This is a genomic window from Streptosporangium sp. NPDC004631 (assembly GCF_053601935.1).
Genome location: NZ_JBSGCR010000003.1, coordinates 50,146 through 65,348, shown reverse-complemented (window position 1 = coordinate 65,348; position 15,203 = coordinate 50,146). Strand labels below are relative to the sequence as shown.

The following is a 15,203-nucleotide window of genomic DNA, read 5'->3' as shown; positions in this document are numbered from 1 at the left end:
GGCTGGCCAATCACGTGTTCGAGACGCTTTCCGACCGGCTCACATCGGTCTTCTCCTCCCTCCGTTCCAAGGGTCGGCTGTCCGAGGCCGACATCGACGCAACCTGCCGCGAGATCCGCATCGCGCTGCTTGAGGCCGACGTCGCGCTGCCGGTGGTCAAGACGTTCGTCGCCCAGGTCAAGGAGCGTGCCCGGGGGAGCGAGGTCTCCCAGGCGCTGAACCCCGCGCAGCAGGTCGTCAAGATCGTCAATGACGAGCTGGTCGAGATCCTGGGCGGCGAGACCCGGCGGCTCCGCCATGCCAAGACCCCGCCGACCGTCATCATGCTCGCCGGTCTCCAGGGCGCCGGTAAGACCACCCTGGCGGGCAAGCTCGCCCGCTGGCTGCGCGACCAGAACCACACACCGCTGCTGGTCGCCGCCGACCTGCAACGTCCCAACGCGGTCCAGCAGCTCTCGGTCGTGGCCGAGCGCGCGGGCGTACCGGTCTACGCCCCCGAGCCCGGCAACGGCGTCGGCGACCCGGTCGCGGTGGCCCGCCAGTCGCTGGACCACGCCCGGCGCCAGCAGCACGACACCGTCATCATCGACACCGCGGGCCGCCTGGGCATCGACCAGGAGCTGATGAGGCAGGCCGCCGACATCCGCGACGCCGTCTCCCCCGACGAGGTCCTGTTCGTCGTTGACGCCATGATCGGCCAGGATGCCGTCTCCACGGCCCAGGCGTTCATGGAGGGGGTCGGCTTCGACGGCGTCGTGCTCACCAAGCTCGACGGCGACGCCCGCGGTGGTGCCGCCCTGTCGGTCCGCCACATCACCGGCAAGCCGATCATGTTCGCGTCCACCGGCGAGAAGCTGGAGGACTTCGACGCCTTCCACCCGGATCGGATGGCCTCCCGCATCCTCGACATGGGTGACATCCTCACCCTGATCGAGCAGGCGCAGAAGACCTTCGACGAGCAGGAAGCCGCCAAGATGGCGGGCAAACTCACCTCGGGTGAGGGCTTCACGCTCGAAGACTTCCTTGAGCAGATGATGATGGTCCGCAAGATGGGCCCCATCAAGAACCTGCTCGGCATGATGCCCGGCATGGGGCAGATGCGCGACCAGCTCAACCAGGTCGACGACCGTGACCTGGACCGTGTCGCCGCCATCATCCGCTCCATGACCCCGGGCGAGCGCCAGAACCCCAAGATGATCGACGGTTCTCGCAGGGCCCGCATCGCCAAGGGGTCCGGCGTGACGGTGACCGAGGTCAACAGCCTGGTCATCCGCTTCTTCGACGCGCAGAAGATGATGAAGCGCATGGCCGGCGGGATGGGCATCCCCGGCATGCCCGGCGGGCGCAAGGCGGGCAAGGCCGCGCAGAAGAAGGCAGCCAAGGGGCGCAGGGTCAGCGGGGACCCGCGGAAGGCGTCACTCGCCAAGGGCGCCTCCGGTACGGCGGCCTCGGACGACTCCCCGAGCGCGGGCGGCGCCCTCGGCAGACTGGGGGCCGGTCAGCTCCCGCCCGGCCTGGAGCTGCCGCCGGGCTTCGACCCCTCGAAATTCAAGCTCCCCGGACAGAAGTGAATGACGGCGGATTCCACGGACGGGCCCGCTGGATCTGGTTGATCATCATGGTGGGCTTCATCACCGTGGCGGTGCTGGAACTGCTGGGGGTACGGCCCAAGTAGCACTCACGGGGGCGGCGGGAGGATCCGCCGCCCCCGTCGCCGTGCTGCGGAGGCCGTCGGCGTCAGCGCGGTGGCGGTGAGCAGCCGGACGGCTGGACCAGCATTCTCAGCAGCGCCGCCATGCCGTCGGGGCCCCCGGCGCCCTCGGTGGGGACCGCCGGACGCCAGAGTGCGCCGCCGTCGCACGCACCGGCCTCCGGGGGCGGCGCGAGTTCGCCGGTGGCCGAGGCCGTTCTCAGGGTGAGCGCGATGCCCAGCACCGCGAGGGATCCGATCGCGGTCGGCAGCAGGGATCTCAGGGTGGTTGCCACGGCGGCCAATTAGCGCAGCAGGGGAAGCCGCCTGGCGTGCCGGACACACGGGAATTACCGAGATTTGCCCTCCGCCGGCCGTACGGGATGGGTGCTCGACGGCCGGGCACCCCCGTGAGTCTGGCACAATGACATGTTGGAACATCGTGACTACGTGGGTGCCCTCTCACCCCCGCGTACCGCGCCTGTCCCTTGGGCGTCCTCTCCTCGTGCCCCACTCGATGAGATGCCGTTCACCCACGCTCTAATGCAGGAGAGACCACACCAGTGGCAGTCAAGATCAAGCTCAAGCGGCTCGGCATGATCCGCAACCCGCAGTACCGCATCGTCATCGCCGACAGCCGCACCAAGCGTGACGGCCGGGCGATCGAGGAGATCGGCCTGTACCACCCGAAGGAGCACCCCTCGCGCATCGAGGTCGACTCCGAGCGGGCGGCCTACTGGCTGGGCGTCGGCGCGCAGCCGACCGGGCCCGTGCTGAAGCTCCTCAAGCTCACCGGTGACTGGCAGAAGTTCAAGGGCGAGCCCGCCCCCGCTCCGCTGCTGGTCGCCGAGCCCAAGGCCGACCGGCACGCCGTCTACGAGGCCGCGGCCAAGGAGACGCTCTCTCTGGAGAGCGCCGCCACCACGCCGAAGAAGTCGGCCAAGAAGGCCGTGAAGGTCGAGGAACCCGTCGCCGAGACGCCGGCCGAGTCGGTCGCGGAGGAGAAGCCGGAAGGCGAGGCCTGAGGTGCTTGAGGAGGCCCTCGAGCACCTGGTGAAGGGCATCGTCGAATACCCCGACGAGGTCCAGGTTCACGCTCGCCGCATCCGCAGCGGACGTGTGCTTGAGGTCCGGGTCCACCCCGAGGACCTCGGCAAGGTCATCGGCCGTGGAGGCCGTACGGCCAAAGCGCTCCGCACCGTGGTGAACGCTCTGGGCGACGGCAAGTACGTCCGGGTCGATCTGCTCGACCTGAACGAGGCCCGCTAGGCCGTATTGTGTGGATCTTCGTTCTGACGGGGGTCCGCGCGACACGGCCCAGGCCCCTCCCGTGGATCTCGCCGTGGCGACGCGGCGGGTAGAGGATCCAACGGGCAGGGCCGAGCCGACACGAGATCCATCGAGTGAACGGGTCACCCACCCACGGTGGGTGACCCGTTCGCCTTCCACCCCACGACCACCCTGGGAGGCGGACGTGCAGCTTGTCGTAGGCCGGATCGGCCGCCCGCACGGACTCCGCGGCGATGTGTCCGTGGAGGTCCGCACCGATGACCCGGAGGAGCGCTTCACTCCGGGGTCGGCCCTCGCCACCAACCCCGCGTCCGCCGGTCCGCTCGTCGTCGGTTCCCGGCGGTGGCACTCCGGTGTCCTGCTGGTCAGGTTCGAGGGCGTCGACGACCGCGACCGCGCCGAGGCGCTCCGCGGCGTCATGCTCGTCATCGACTCGGCGGACATTCCGCCGCCCGAGGACCCCGACGAGTTCTACGACCACCAGCTCATCGGCCTGACGGTCCTCACCCCCGAGGGCGAGCGGGTCGGCGAGGTGTCCGACGTGCTCCACCACGGCCAGGACCTGCTCGTGGTACGGCGCCCCGCGGGTGAGGCGTACGTGCCGTTCGTCAAGGCGCTGGTCCCCGTGATCGACCTGGACGGGGGCACCCTCGTGGTGGACGCGCCGGCCGGCCTGCTCGACCCGGACACGGCCGTCTGACATGCGCGTCGACATCATCTCGATCTTCCCCGAGTACTTCGCCCCGCTCGACGTCTCCCTCATCGGCAAGGCGCGCGAGCGGGGCACCCTGGACGTCCGTCTCCACCAGCTCCGCGACTGGGCTCACGACGTGCACCGCACCGTGGACGACACCCCCTACGGCGGCGGCCCCGGCATGGTCATGAAGCCCGGCCCGTGGGGTGAGGCCATCGACGCCGTCCTCGCGACCGGGCAGGGCGCCCCGCCCAGGATCGTCGTGCCGACCCCGAGCGGAGTGCCCTTCACCCAGAGGCTGGCCATGGAGTACGCCGCCGAGCCCTGGCTGCTGTTCACGCCCGCCCGCTACGAGGGCATCGACTCCCGGGTCATGGCCGAGTACGGCACGCGGACGCGGGTGGACGAGGTCAGCATCGGTGACTACGTGCTGGCCGGGGGAGAGGTGGCCGTGCTGGTGATGGTCGAGGCCGTCGGGCGGCTGCTGCCCGGGGTGCTCGGCAACGCCCGCTCGGCCGTGGACGACTCGTTCGCGCCGGGGGCGATGGAGAACCTCCTCGAAGGTCCGGTCTACACCAAGCCGCCCGAGTGGCGGGGGCACGAGGTCCCGGAGATCCTGCTCTCCGGGCACCACGGCAGGATCGCCCGGTGGCGGCGGGACCAGGCGCTCCGCCGTACCGCGAAGAACCGCGCCGAACTGCTGGCCGCGCTCGACCCGGAGAGCCTGGACCTCCACGATCGGCAGGTCCTGGCCGAACCCGACCTCCCCGTCTGATCTCCGGCCCGGCCGGTTCCCCGGAACCTCCCCGCGCTCCCTCCCCGCCTCCGGAACGGCAGGCCCGCGTGCCCTGACCCGCTGATTTCCGGTCGGTCGTGAAAATATGGCAGACTGAAGCGTTGCCGCTTACTGTCCACGGGTTGGCGCGCGCCGCCGGGCAGACGGGCCCGACGTCAAGACACATCCACTTCAGCATGTGTGTCCGCCGCGATGCCGCCTCACGGCGGCCGGGCGGACCTCCGCATGCTCGCTCAGATGAGGTACCACTGTCATGCACACGCTGATCACCGAGCTCGAAAAGTCCTCGCTCCGCACCGATGTCCCGGACTTCCGCCCCGGTGACACGCTTGAGGTTCACGTCCGAGTGATCGAGGGCAGCCGCTCCCGTGTCCAGGTGTTCAAGGGCTTCGTCCTGCGCCGTCAGGGCAGTGGCGCCCGCGAGACCTTCACCGTCCGCAAGGTCAGCTACAGCGTCGGCGTCGAGCGCACCTTCCCGGTGCACAGCCCGGTCATCGAGAAGATCACCCTGGTGACCCGTGGCGACGTCCGCCGCGCCAAGCTCTACTACATGCGTGACCTGCGCGGCAAGGCCGCCCGCATCCGCGAGAAGCGCGAAGCCCGCTAAGGCCCTCCGCGCCGTGCCTGTCTGGCCCGTTCCCCGCCCGGGGATACGGGCCAGTCGCATGCAGGCGGGTTTGACCTCTTATGGCGTACCCATAGCTCTCAGGTAACCAGGCGGGCGACCGGTTGGCGCCCTTCATCATCTAGGCTCGTCAACGATGACTAGCGAAGACCGGGAGTCCGGCGCAGCCTCGCGTCGACCTGTCGAGGACGAGGTGGACGTGGTCGCCGAAGAAACCCAGAAGACCGCCAAGGGCGGCAGGGACAAGAAGAAGGGCTCCTTCTGGAAGGAGCTTCCTGTCCTGATCGTCGTCGCGCTGGTCCTCGCGTTCGTCATCAAGACCTTTGTCATCCAGGCGTTCTACATCCCGTCGGAGTCGATGGAGAACACGCTCCTGACGAACGACCGGGTCCTGGTCAACAAGCTTGTCTACCACGTCCGCGGCATCGAGCGCGGGGACGTGGTGGTCTTCTCCGGGGTGGACTCCTGGGACGGCGAGGTGAAGCTCCAGGAACCGTCCAACCCGGTCGCCGCGTTCTTCCGCTGGGTCGGCACCGCGTTCGGCGTGGTGCCCGGCGAGAAGGACTACATCAAGCGGGTCATCGGGGTGCCGGGCGACACGGTGAAATGCTGTGACGCCCAGGGGCGGATCACCGTCAACGGGGTGCCCCTCGACGAGAGGGCGTACCTCCACCCCAACGACGAGCCGGCCCGTGACCCCTTCGAGGTCAAGGTCCCGCCGGGTCGTCTCTGGGTGATGGGCGACCATCGCTCGGTCTCCCTCGACTCCCGCTCCCACCTGGGCGATCCCGGAGGCGGGACCATCCCGGTGGACAAGGTGATCGGCCGGGCCTTTGTGATCGTCTGGCCGTTCTCCAGGGCCGCGATCATCCCCATTCCCGACACCTTCAACCAGCCGGCGCTCAAAGCCGCCGTCGCGGTGGGAGAGGCCGCCCCGTTCGCCGTAGGGCTCGCGGGGGCCGTGCCACTGCTGCTGTGGCGTCGCCGCCGGCGTTCGAGGCGGTAGCCGTACCCCATGGCCGTGGAACCCCACAACGAGCCCGTGACCCCCGACGCCGAGCCCGCCGTTCCTCCCGGCGCGGACCCCGGCGGTGGCGGGAGGGGCAAGAAGAGGAACGACGCGAAGGCCCCCCGTAAGGGGGGCGGCCTCCGCGAGTCGCTGTTCCTGCTCGTGTCCGGTGTGCTCGTGGCCCTGCTGCTGCAGGCCTTCGTCTTCCAGTCCTTCTACATCCCCTCGGAGTCGATGGAGAACACCCTCGTCGAGGGTGATCGCGTGATCGTCAACAAGCTGTACGGCGAGACCGAGCGCGGTGACATCGTGGTCTTCAAGGGCTGGCGGGGCGACGACACCATCAAACGGGTCATCGCGGTAGGCGGTGACACGGTGAAATGTTGCGACGCCCAGGGGCGGATCACCGTCAACGGGGTGCCCCTCGACGAGAAGGCGTACCTCCACCCCGACGACTTCCCCTCCGGGGACAAGTTCGAGAAGGTCGTCCCGAAGGGGCGGCTCTGGGTGATGGGCGACCACCGCTCGGCCTCCTCCGACTCGCGGACACACGAGGAGATGGAGGGGGAGGGCACCATCTCGACGGCGGCGGTGATCGGCCGGGCCTTCGCGATCTACTGGCCGTTCTCCAGGGCGACCCTCCTGTCGACGCCGGAGACCTTCGTCAAGGTGCGATAGCAGTACCGAATGGTGAAGATGGGGCGTACTCTCGGCTCATGGTCGCTATGTCTGCCGTGGTGCCATGACGATCGCGTTCCGCCCCGCTCCCAGCGTGGTCCGGCGAGATTCGGGACTGTACGGTTATGAACGTGCTCTCACGCGCCGGGGGCTGGGGCCCGTGGCCGGGGTCGACGAGGCGGGCCGGGGGGCCTGCGCCGGGCCGCTGGTGGTCGCCGCGGTGGTGCTCGGACGCCCCGTCGACGGCCTGAACGACTCCAAGTCCCTGGCGGCCTCCCGGCGCGAGTCGCTGTACCGGCGGATCACGGCGACCGCGGAGGCGGTCGGCGTGGTGGTGATCCCGCCGGGCGAGATCGACGCGCGCGGCCTGCACCGGTCCAACATCGAGGGGATGCGCCGGGCCGTGGCACGGCTATCCTGTGATCTTGGCTATGTGCTCACCGACGGTTTTCCCGTCCCCGGACTGCCCGTGCCGTCACTCGGCATGTGGAAGGGGGACCAGGTCGTGGCCTGTGTCGCGGCGGCCTCGATTGTGGCGAAGGTGACGCGGGACAGGATGATGATCGAGCTCGACGGCCGCCACCCCCGGTACGGCTTCGCCGTGCACAAGGGATATGGCACCCTGGGGCACCGCAGGGCACTTGAGACGTACGGCCCGTGTCCGGACCACCGATTCTCGTTCGCGACGGTGGCGCGGTCCAGGCTGGGGGAGGCGATGGGTGAGAATGAAGTGGGGGCCGGCATCGCCTGATCGGGCGGGCCGGGAAGGGCGTGCAACAGGAGGACCGGTATGAGCGCAGAGGATCTCGAAAAATACGAAACCGAGATGGAGCTGCAGCTTTACCGTGAGTACCGCGACGTGGTCGGACTGTTCACCTACGTCGTGGAGACCGAGCGGCGCTTCTATCTCACCAACTCCGTGGATCTGGACGTCCGCACCGCGGAGAACGGTGACGTGTTCTTCGACGTGAAGATGCAGGACGCCTGGGTCTGGGACATGTATCGGCCCGCCAGATTCGTGAAGAACGTCCGCGTGGTCACCTTCAAGGATGTGAATGTGGAGGAGCTGGCCAAGCCCGACCTGGAGATGCCCAAGGAGGGCTTCTCGGGCTGAGGACTCCGATCCGGAGGCAACCGCCCCGGCAGATCACCGGACCGGAGGCCCCTCGCCCCAAGGAGCCACCGGCCCGAGTCCTCCCAGACCGGGCCACCGGCTTGAGATCTCTCCGGGCCGGGTCGCCGGGGCGGGGGTTTTCCCGAGTTTCGGGCAACGCTCGGGGCGGGGCCTCTTGAACCGGAAGGTCGTTGGACCGAGACACCCCGAACCGGCCATCTCTCGGACCGAGAATGGGTCGAACCGGGATAATCCCGTGCCGGGTGCCCCGCTGAGGCTCCGGGGCAGGTTCTGGACTGGGTTTTCCACAGGCACCCTCCGCGCCCGGCCGGATGTCCACAGAATCCGGTTCGGTCCGCCGGAGGCGGGGTGAGCTGAGCGAAAGTCTGGAACCGGAGGTGGTTCCATGGCCGCGAAGGACGAGCTCGGCAAGCATGGCGAGCAGATCGCCGTCGACTATCTGCTGGCCCACGACATGCAGATTCTGGATCGTAACTGGCGGTGTTCCGACGGCGAGATCGACGTGGTCGCCCGTGAGGGGCGGACGCTCGTCGTGGTGGAGGTGAAGACCCGCTCCGGCCGCACCCACGGGACCGCCTTGGAGGCGGTGACCTGGGCGAAGCTCGCCCGGCTGCGCAGGCTCGCCACCAGATGGCGAGGAGAGCGCTGTGACCGGTGCGAGCGGTTTGACGCGATCCGCGTCGACGTCGTCGCGCTGGAGCGGTTCGCCGGAGACTTCGTCATCCGTCACGAGCGGGGGATGTCCTAGATGCGCCCCGGGCTGTTCCTGACCGTTCGCCACGTCCGGGAGGTGGCCTGGTGACCGTGGCACGCACGCGCTGTGTCGCCCTGCTCGGAGTAACCGGCCATCCGGTCGGCGTTGAGGCCGACGTGGGCAGCGGCATGGCCGGCATGCATCTGATCGGCATGCTGGACACCGCTCTGAGCGAGGCCCGCGACCGGGTCCGCTCGGCGGTGGTCAACAGTCGCTGTGCCTGGCCCGACGCCCGGATCACCGTCAGCCTGTTCCCCGCCAGCCTGCCCAAGAGGGGGAGCATGTTCGACCTGGCGATCGCGGTGGCATTGCTCGCGGCGGCCGGGTTCGTGCCCGCGGCGAGGGTCGCCACGCCGTTCTTCCTGGGTGAGCTCGGCCTCGACGGCTCGGTGCGTCCCTTACGGGGCGTTCTCCCCGCCGTGCTGGCGGCTGTCGCGGCCGGTGCCCGTATGGTCGTCGTCCCCGCGCGCAACGCCGCCGAGGCCGGCCTCGTGCCGGAGGTGACGGTGATTCCCGCCTCCAATCTGGGGGAGCTGGTGAGCTGGCTGCGCAGCGACAATCCGGTGAACGTCCCCATGGCCGGAGGCGTCGCGCGGAGCGGGGCCGAGCTCGGCGGCACGTTGCCACCTTCTCCGGGGGAGGCCGGGGAGATCGTCCCCGACCTGGGCGACGTGGCGGGCCAGCCCTTCGCCCGCCGGGCGCTGGAGGTCTGTGCCGCAGGAGGACACAACTTCTGGATGCTGGGGCCGCCCGGCACCGGCAAGACGATGCTCGCCGAGCGGTTGCCCACCCTGCTGCCGCCTCTGGAGCGGGAGCAGGCGCTGGAGGTCACCGCGATCCACTCGGTCGCCGGGACGCTGCCCCTGGACCGCCCGCTGCTTGCCCGTCCACCGTTTGTGGCGCCCCATCACACCGCGACGGTCGCGGCCGTGATCGGCGGGGGCAGCGGCACGATCCGTCCGGGCGCGGTCTCGCTTGCCCATCGGGGAGTCCTGTTCCTCGACGAGGCGCCCGAATATCCGGCGATCGTTCTCGACTCGCTCAGGCAGCCGCTCGAATCGGGCAAGGTGACCGTCTGCAGGGCATTGGGCTCGGTGACGTTCCCGGCCAGGTTCATGCTGGTGCTGGCCGCCAACCAGTGCCCGTGCGCGCAGCCGTCCAGCCCCGGGGACCCGTGCCGATGCACCCCCACGGCCCGGCGTCGCTACCTCGCCAGGCTGTCCGGTCCGCTGCTGGACCGCATCGACGTCAAGACCATGCTGTACCGCTCGACCCGTCGTGAGCTTCTCGCCGACCGCCGATTCATCGAGCCGAGCCGGGTGGTGGCCGAGCGGGTGCGCGCAGCCCGCGCAAGTGCCGCAGAACGCTTCGCGGGCAGACCCTGGCGGTGCAACGCGGAGATGCCGTCGCGGGCGCTCCACACCGACTACCGGCCGGCGCCGAAGGCGATGTCCCCGCTCCTTCGCTGCCTGGACAGCGGGGAGCTGAGCGCTCGCGGACTCGATCGCGTGCTCAGGGTCGCCTGGAGCCTGGCCGACCTCGGAGGCCGGAAGGCGCCCGAGATAACGGAGACCAACGCCGCCCTCGGACTGTGGCTGGGGGAGGAGCGGTGAGCGAGAGGCTCGCGCGGGTCACGTTGATGCGGTTGGCCGAGCCGGGCGACGCGGTGATGGGCAGGCTCGTCGCCGTCCACGGCCCGGAGGCCGCCGTCGAGCAGATTCGCCAGGGGCGCATGGACCCGGAGTTCGTCCGCTGGTTCGCGAGATCCCACGGCCGTGGCTCGCCCGAGCCCCGGGAGAACAGATTTCCGGCCGTCGGCGACCCGTCTCCGGTCGAGGGTGACCGACCCCCGGCTATGAGCGACCGGCTCCTGCCCAAGCTCGAACGACTGCTCGCCTCCTGGACGGCTCGGCTGGAGACGGCCGACCCCGGCCGGGATCTGGCCGAAGGGGAGTGGAGCGGGGCCCGGTTGCTGATTCCCGGCGACTCCGAGTGGCCAACCCAGCTGGACGACCTCGGAGATTCCCGCCCGTATGCTCTCTGGCTCCATGGGCAGGCGAACCTGCGGTTCTCCTGCCTGCGCTCCGTCGCGATCGTCGGTTCCCGGGCCGCCACGCCGTACGGCACGCATGTCGCGGCGGAGTTCGGGGCCGGGTTGAGTGAGCGAGGCTGGAGTGTCGTGTCAGGCGGCGCGTACGGCGTCGACGGAGCGGCCCATCGGGGTGCCCTCGCCTGCGGGACGCCAACCGTCGCTGTGCTCGCCTGCGGCACCGATGTCACCTATCCCAGCGCCCACCATGACCTGTTCGCGATCGTGCGGTCTCAGGGCGTCCTGGTGAGCGAGTGTCCGATGGGCACCCGCCCGACCCGGCCGCGTTTCCTGGTCCGTAACCGGCTCATCGCCGCCCTGTCCAGGGGGACCCTGGTGGTCGAGGCGGCTGTGCGCAGCGGGGCACTCAACACCGCCGGGCACGCGACCTCGTTGAACCGCCTCCTGGCAGCCGTTCCGGGGCCGGTGACCTCTGAGACCTCGGCCGGATGCCATCGGTTGATCCGTCAGGGGGCGGCGATCTGCGTCACCACCTCCGAAGAGATGATCGATCTTGTGGGCGCGCTGGGAGACGACCTGGCCCCCGAAGCACGTGGTCCGGTCTTCCCACGTGATCGGCTGGAGCCGGAGACGCGCCGGGTTCTGGAGGCCATCCCCGTCCGGACCGGGGTGGGCCCGGCCACCATAGCCGTGGCCGCGGGTGTCGACCTGCAGACCGTGCTGTCCTGCCTGGGTGGTCTGGCCGCCGCCGGATACGTCGAGCGCGTCCCCCGAGGCTGGCGCCTACGCCCCGACAGCCCTCCCGCCCTGTAGAGGCCCCGCTCCCGGTTCCAGGCGGACTACCCACGGAGGTGGTTGACAACGACCACATACCTTTACCGGGTTGACCGCCCGTTCCGTATGCGGCTGAGCTGATTTCCCGTTCTTTTTCATCGGGTTGCCCGGCGGGGCTCCGGCGCGTTAGGGGTTTCCCGATTTGTGCCACACGTATGAGCGTGTGCGGAGGCCGAGAGCCGGGGCGACCAAGGGGGCGGTCACGGCGACGCGTAGGGGCCGTGCCGGCGAAACAGATAAAATGGTAACCTTCCGAGACCCTGGGGCGACTACCGGTTTCTGGGGCGATCGCGTGCTTCGCTCTTCATGTCTTGACCAGGCTGGCCGTTCACTTCGATTCTTCGCCGAGTTGGTCGTTTACCCTGCTTTTTCTGAGTCGCCTACGCTGTTTTTCCTGAGTTGGTTTCCCATATCCTCGCAGGATTGGTTGCCGCCCATTTGCCCGTCAGGCTGTCCACCCACTGGGTTGGTTGTCCACTTATCTGTGGGGTTGGTTGTCCGTTTACCGAGCCGGTGCGGTGAGGGGGTCACCGGCCCGCCCGGCGCCGGTGAATGATGCGTAACCCGGTGTACATCATCGGAGAGTCCTGTGGGGCGGCCGCCCCGGTTTATTCGTGGTTTCCTGGCCGGAGAGGCAGCAGTCTGACCTGACCTTGGCCCAGCAGGAGCAGCGGGTCGAGATACAGGTGGTCGCGGAGCAGGCCCCAGTGCAGGCAGGTGGCCGGGCAGTGGCCGGGGACGTCCTGAACGACGCCGATGACCTCGCCCCGGTCCACCACCTGGCCGCGCCGTACGGACGGCTGGACAGGTAGGTAGGTCGTACGCAGGCCACCGGGGTGGAGCACGGTCACCACACCCCGCTCCGCGAACGGTCCCGCGTAGCCGACCGTCCCGGCGCCCGCCGCGCGAACCTCCGCGCCGGGTGTCGCGGCCAGATCGACTCCACGGTGGCCGGTCAGCCACGGCTGCGCGGGAGGAGTGAAGCGGCGGAGCACGCTGGGGCTGCCTGCGAGCGGCCGGCCCCAGCGAGCCGGGGATGTCGAAGGTGCCGGGGATGGCGAGAGCGCCGTGGACGCAGGGGGCGTGGGGAGCGTCGAAGGTGCTGAAGATGCTGGGAGTGATAGGCGTGCTGGAGCCGCTGGAGGCATCGGAGTGGCTCGGGATGCCGGGGCCCTTCGATGGCGTATCGGGGCCTGACTCATCCGGGTGCTCGTGTCGTGTGCGCCTTCGGCGCCCGGAACGGTGAGCAGCAGTGCGGACAGCAGGGCTCGCGCCCCGAAGAGGCGTAGGAAACTCACCTGTCTGAGGGTGGGGGACCCGCGTCGGCTGTGAGTGGGCCGAACCGGATTCTGTGGATGGGCCGTACGGCCCCGCCGATTCTGGGGACAGGGATGTGGGGTTGGAATCTCTGGGGGGCGGTGCGAGGGCGGGGCCGGGGACAACTGCGGGGGCGGGGGACGGGGGACGTTACCCGTCTGCGGACGTCATGGAGTTCGGCTGATTGAGGTGAGGCTGATTGATCGAAGGTGGGAGGTGGCGGGTGCTCGCCGGTTTCATCGCCCTGCCGGTTTCACCGTCATCCCGCTGCGCCGGAACGGCCCAGTGGGGAGAGCCGGATCCACGGGACCGTGAGCAAAACCCCGGCCGCGCCGATCCACAGCACCGGTCGTAGCCCCAGCAGTTCGCCGAGTACGCCGCCGGTGAGGCCGCCGAGGGCGAGAACGCCCTGGATCACGAAGGTGTTGGTGGCGTTGACGCGGCCCTGCAGTTCGGCCGGGGTCTCGCGGAGGACGACGGCGCCGAAGCAGACGGCGAAGGCCACGATGGCCGCGCCGGTGAGCACCGCGCTGGTGGACATGAGCAGGAACGCGGCCCATGGCGGGCCGGAGGCGACCGCCGCGGTCACGTAGTTGAGCGGGAAGAACAGCACCGAGTGGACCAGAATCCGGTTCTCGCCGAACCGTCCGGCCAGGCGCGGGACGGCGGCGGCGCCGAGCAGACCGCCGACCCCGGCGAACGCGGTGAGCGCGCCGATCAGTCCCCCGCTCAGACCGAGCACGTTCAGCGCGTAGATCATGAACACGGCCATGTAGGCGGCGGCGAAGAAGTTGATCGTGATGCCGCAGCCGCAGAGGGTGCGGAGCGTCGGGTGGGTGGCCACCGCGTTCAGGCCCTCGCGGATCTCGGTCCACATGCCGCGCGGGGGAGCGGGGGTGTGCCGCTCCGGCGCCCTGATCTCCCGGATCAGGAACGCCGACACCAGGAACGACACCGCGTCACCCAGGATGGTGAGCGGCGCGCCGATCAGCTGGACGAGCAGCCCGGCCAGCCCCGGGCCTCCGACGCCCGCCAGGGAGTAGACCGACTGGAGGCCCGCGAGGGCTTCGGTCCGCCGGCTCTCGTGGACCACCGTGACGAGGTGCGGGAAGTTCGTGGCGCGGAAGACCACCGAGCAGGCGCCGATGATGAACGCCACCGCGATCAGCCAGGACACGGTCAGCGTCCCGGCGGCCCAGGCCAGCGGGACCGTGGCCGTCGTGGTGGCCGAGAGCGCCTCGCAGGCGACCATGATCGGCCGGCGGCGTCTCACCCGGTCGGCGAGCGCGCCCGCCTGGAGCCCGATCAGCAGATAGGGCAGCGAGGTCGCGGCGGTCAGCATCCCCATCTGGGCGGGGGAGGCGCCGAGCAGGACGGCGGCGGTCAGCGGCAGGGCCAGCCGGGAGATCTCGGTGCCGGTGTCGGAGATGGCGCGGGCCCCGAGCAGCAGCCGGTAGTCGCGCTCCCTCCACAGGGGGGCGGGGTGGAGCACGGGGATCATCTCTTTTTCCGAAGGAAACGTTTCATAACTGTAAAGGTAATCCTTCATAATTATGAAGGCAATCCTTCAGACCTGGAGTGGGTACGGTTTGCGCATGACCGAGGCACGCAGGCCGCTCACCGACCCCAAGGCGATGCGCGCGCTGGCCCATCCGGCGCGGCTGGCGATCCTGAACCGGCTCCAGGCGGAGGGGGCGGCCACCGCGACCGAGGTCGCCGAGGTCGTGGGGGTCACGCCCAGCGCGGCCAGCTACCACCTGCGAATGCTCGCCAAGTACGGCTTCGCCGAGGACGCGCCGGCGCGCGGCGACGGCAGGGAGCGGCTGTGGCGGTCCACCCGGGGCGACATGACCATCACCCCCGAGCCGGACGACCGGCCCGAGGTGCGGGCGGCCAAGGACCTGCTGATCAAGGCGGTGCGCGACCAGGCGGCCGACGAGGCGACCCGCGCCCTGAACAACCTCGACCGCGAGTCCCGCGAGTGGCGGGAGGCGGCGGGGTTCGGCCGTACGGTCCTGCTGGTGGACGCCGAGGAGCTGATGACCTTGAGGCGGCGGATCGACGAGTTGCTCGCCCCCTACTTGATCACCGCCAGGGACCGGGCGGGGGCCCCGGCGGGGGTAAGGATCTCCGAGGCGCAGGTGAACCTCTTCCCGCGCGTCGAGCGGCGGCCGCACGGCCTGCCGGGTGACGCGTGACCGCGCCCGGTGACGTGTGACCGCGCGGTCTGCCCTGTGATGCGTGGCCGTGTGGCGTGTCCTGTGGCGCGTGGCAGTGCGGCGGTTTCCGTGGTGCGTGGGTGTGTGATGTGTCCTGTCGTGTGTGGTCGTG

At 69.7% G+C, this 15,203-nt stretch carries 17 protein-coding genes; 14 read left to right on the top strand and 3 right to left on the bottom strand.

The annotated features are described in order from the left end of the window. Window positions 1-14 precede the first annotated feature (14 nt). On the top strand, window positions 15-1,571 hold the full coding sequence (gene ffh / locus ACWEF2_RS03640; RefSeq protein ID WP_453811552.1) for a signal recognition particle protein: 1,557 nt from the start codon (window positions 15-17) through the stop codon (window positions 1,569-1,571). Window positions 1,572-1,737: 166 nt separating this feature from the next. Here ffh and ACWEF2_RS03635 read toward each other — a convergent pair whose 3' ends face one another. Next, window positions 1,738-1,986, bottom strand: a complete 249-nt coding sequence (locus ACWEF2_RS03635) for a hypothetical protein (RefSeq protein WP_453811550.1) — start codon at window positions 1,984-1,986, stop codon at window positions 1,738-1,740. Window positions 1,987-2,253: 267 nt separating this feature from the next. Between ACWEF2_RS03635 and rpsP the strand changes: the two genes are divergently transcribed. The 12 genes from rpsP (at window position 2,254) to dprA (ending at window position 11,534) form a co-directional block, all read left to right on the top strand. Further along, on the top strand, window positions 2,254-2,715 hold the full coding sequence (gene rpsP, locus ACWEF2_RS03630; RefSeq protein WP_453811548.1) for a 30S ribosomal protein S16: 462 nt from the start codon (window positions 2,254-2,256) through the stop codon (window positions 2,713-2,715). Window position 2,716: 1 nt separating this feature from the next. After that, window positions 2,717-2,959, top strand: a complete 243-nt coding sequence (locus ACWEF2_RS03625; protein WP_355595501.1) for an RNA-binding protein — start codon at window positions 2,717-2,719, stop codon at window positions 2,957-2,959. A 205-nt stretch (window positions 2,960-3,164) separates the two neighbouring features. Next, window positions 3,165-3,680: a ribosome maturation factor RimM gene (gene rimM / locus ACWEF2_RS03620; RefSeq protein WP_355595499.1), complete on the top strand. Its 516-nt coding sequence runs from the start codon at window positions 3,165-3,167 to the stop codon at window positions 3,678-3,680. A 1-nt stretch (window position 3,681) separates the two neighbouring features. Beyond that, window positions 3,682-4,449, top strand: coding sequence for a tRNA (guanosine(37)-N1)-methyltransferase TrmD (gene trmD, locus ACWEF2_RS03615; protein WP_453811545.1), 768 nt, complete (start codon window positions 3,682-3,684; stop codon window positions 4,447-4,449). Window positions 4,450-4,723: 274 nt separating this feature from the next. Continuing rightward, complete coding sequence (rplS, locus tag ACWEF2_RS03610; RefSeq protein ID WP_355595494.1) at window positions 4,724-5,077, top strand: 50S ribosomal protein L19; 354 nt, start codon at window positions 4,724-4,726, stop codon at window positions 5,075-5,077. A gap of 154 nt (window positions 5,078-5,231) precedes the next feature. Next, window positions 5,232-6,101 (top strand): signal peptidase I, encoded by an 870-nt coding sequence (lepB, locus tag ACWEF2_RS03605; RefSeq protein ID WP_453811543.1) that lies wholly within the window; start codon window positions 5,232-5,234, stop codon window positions 6,099-6,101. A gap of 9 nt (window positions 6,102-6,110) precedes the next feature. Next, entirely contained in the window at window positions 6,111-6,782 is a 672-nt protein-coding gene (gene lepB / locus ACWEF2_RS03600) for a signal peptidase I (RefSeq protein ID WP_453811541.1), read from the top strand. Between the two features lie 64 nt (window positions 6,783-6,846). After that, on the top strand, window positions 6,847-7,533 hold the full coding sequence (locus ACWEF2_RS03595; RefSeq protein ID WP_453811539.1) for a ribonuclease HII: 687 nt from the start codon (window positions 6,847-6,849) through the stop codon (window positions 7,531-7,533). 39 nt (window positions 7,534-7,572) lie between these two features. Beyond that, window positions 7,573-7,896 carry a DUF2469 domain-containing protein gene (locus tag ACWEF2_RS03590; protein ID WP_067184127.1) on the top strand — a complete coding sequence of 108 codons (324 nt, stop codon included), beginning with the start codon at window positions 7,573-7,575 and terminating at the stop codon, window positions 7,894-7,896. 406 nt (window positions 7,897-8,302) lie between these two features. Beyond that, entirely contained in the window at window positions 8,303-8,665 is a 363-nt protein-coding gene (locus tag ACWEF2_RS03585; protein WP_453811536.1) for a YraN family protein, read from the top strand. Window positions 8,666-8,715: 50 nt separating this feature from the next. Further along, on the top strand, window positions 8,716-10,284 hold the full coding sequence (locus tag ACWEF2_RS03580) for a YifB family Mg chelatase-like AAA ATPase (RefSeq protein WP_453811535.1): 1,569 nt from the start codon (window positions 8,716-8,718) through the stop codon (window positions 10,282-10,284). Continuing rightward, complete coding sequence (dprA, locus tag ACWEF2_RS03575; RefSeq protein WP_453811533.1) at window positions 10,281-11,534, top strand: DNA-processing protein DprA; 1,254 nt, start codon at window positions 10,281-10,283, stop codon at window positions 11,532-11,534. Before ACWEF2_RS03580 ends, dprA begins: the two co-directional genes overlap by 4 nt. Window positions 11,535-12,163: 629 nt before the next feature. Here the strand turns inward: dprA and ACWEF2_RS03570 are convergent. Both ACWEF2_RS03570 and ACWEF2_RS03565 read right to left on the bottom strand, forming a co-directional pair. After that, a complete protein-coding gene (locus ACWEF2_RS03570) occupies window positions 12,164-12,550 on the bottom strand; it encodes a murein hydrolase activator EnvC family protein (protein WP_453811532.1) in 387 nt (128 codons plus the stop codon). Between the two features lie 581 nt (window positions 12,551-13,131). Next, window positions 13,132-14,373, bottom strand: coding sequence for an MFS transporter (locus ACWEF2_RS03565; protein WP_453811530.1), 1,242 nt, complete (start codon window positions 14,371-14,373; stop codon window positions 13,132-13,134). Between the two features lie 94 nt (window positions 14,374-14,467). Between ACWEF2_RS03565 and ACWEF2_RS03560 the strand changes: the two genes are divergently transcribed. After that, the gene (locus tag ACWEF2_RS03560; RefSeq protein ID WP_453811529.1) at window positions 14,468-15,070 is read left to right on the top strand and encodes an ArsR/SmtB family transcription factor; all 603 of its coding nucleotides are present in this window, start codon (window positions 14,468-14,470) and stop codon (window positions 15,068-15,070) included. The last annotated feature ends 133 nt before the right edge of the window (window positions 15,071-15,203 follow it).

What these genes read in the sequence shown, in the direction of transcription:
- ACWEF2_RS03590 (WP_067184127.1), top strand. Translation starts at nt 7,573, where the DNA reads ATGAGCGCAGAGGATCTCGAAAAATACGAAACCGAGATGGAGCTGCAG.
- lepB (WP_453811541.1), top strand. Translation starts at nt 6,111, where the DNA reads ATGGCCGTGGAACCCCACAACGAGCCCGTGACCCCCGACGCCGAGCCC.
- rplS (WP_355595494.1), top strand. Translation starts at nt 4,724, where the DNA reads ATGCACACGCTGATCACCGAGCTCGAAAAGTCCTCGCTCCGCACCGAT.
- ACWEF2_RS03565 (WP_453811530.1), bottom strand. Translation starts at nt 14,373, where the DNA reads ATGATCCCCGTGCTCCACCCCGCCCCCCTGTGGAGGGAGCGCGACTAC.
- lepB (WP_453811543.1), top strand. Translation starts at nt 5,232, where the DNA reads ATGACTAGCGAAGACCGGGAGTCCGGCGCAGCCTCGCGTCGACCTGTC.
- ACWEF2_RS03595 (WP_453811539.1), top strand. Translation starts at nt 6,847, where the DNA reads ATGACGATCGCGTTCCGCCCCGCTCCCAGCGTGGTCCGGCGAGATTCG.
- ACWEF2_RS03560 (WP_453811529.1), top strand. Translation starts at nt 14,468, where the DNA reads ATGACCGAGGCACGCAGGCCGCTCACCGACCCCAAGGCGATGCGCGCG.
- trmD (WP_453811545.1), top strand. Translation starts at nt 3,682, where the DNA reads ATGCGCGTCGACATCATCTCGATCTTCCCCGAGTACTTCGCCCCGCTC.
- ACWEF2_RS03585 (WP_453811536.1), top strand. Translation starts at nt 8,303, where the DNA reads ATGGCCGCGAAGGACGAGCTCGGCAAGCATGGCGAGCAGATCGCCGTC.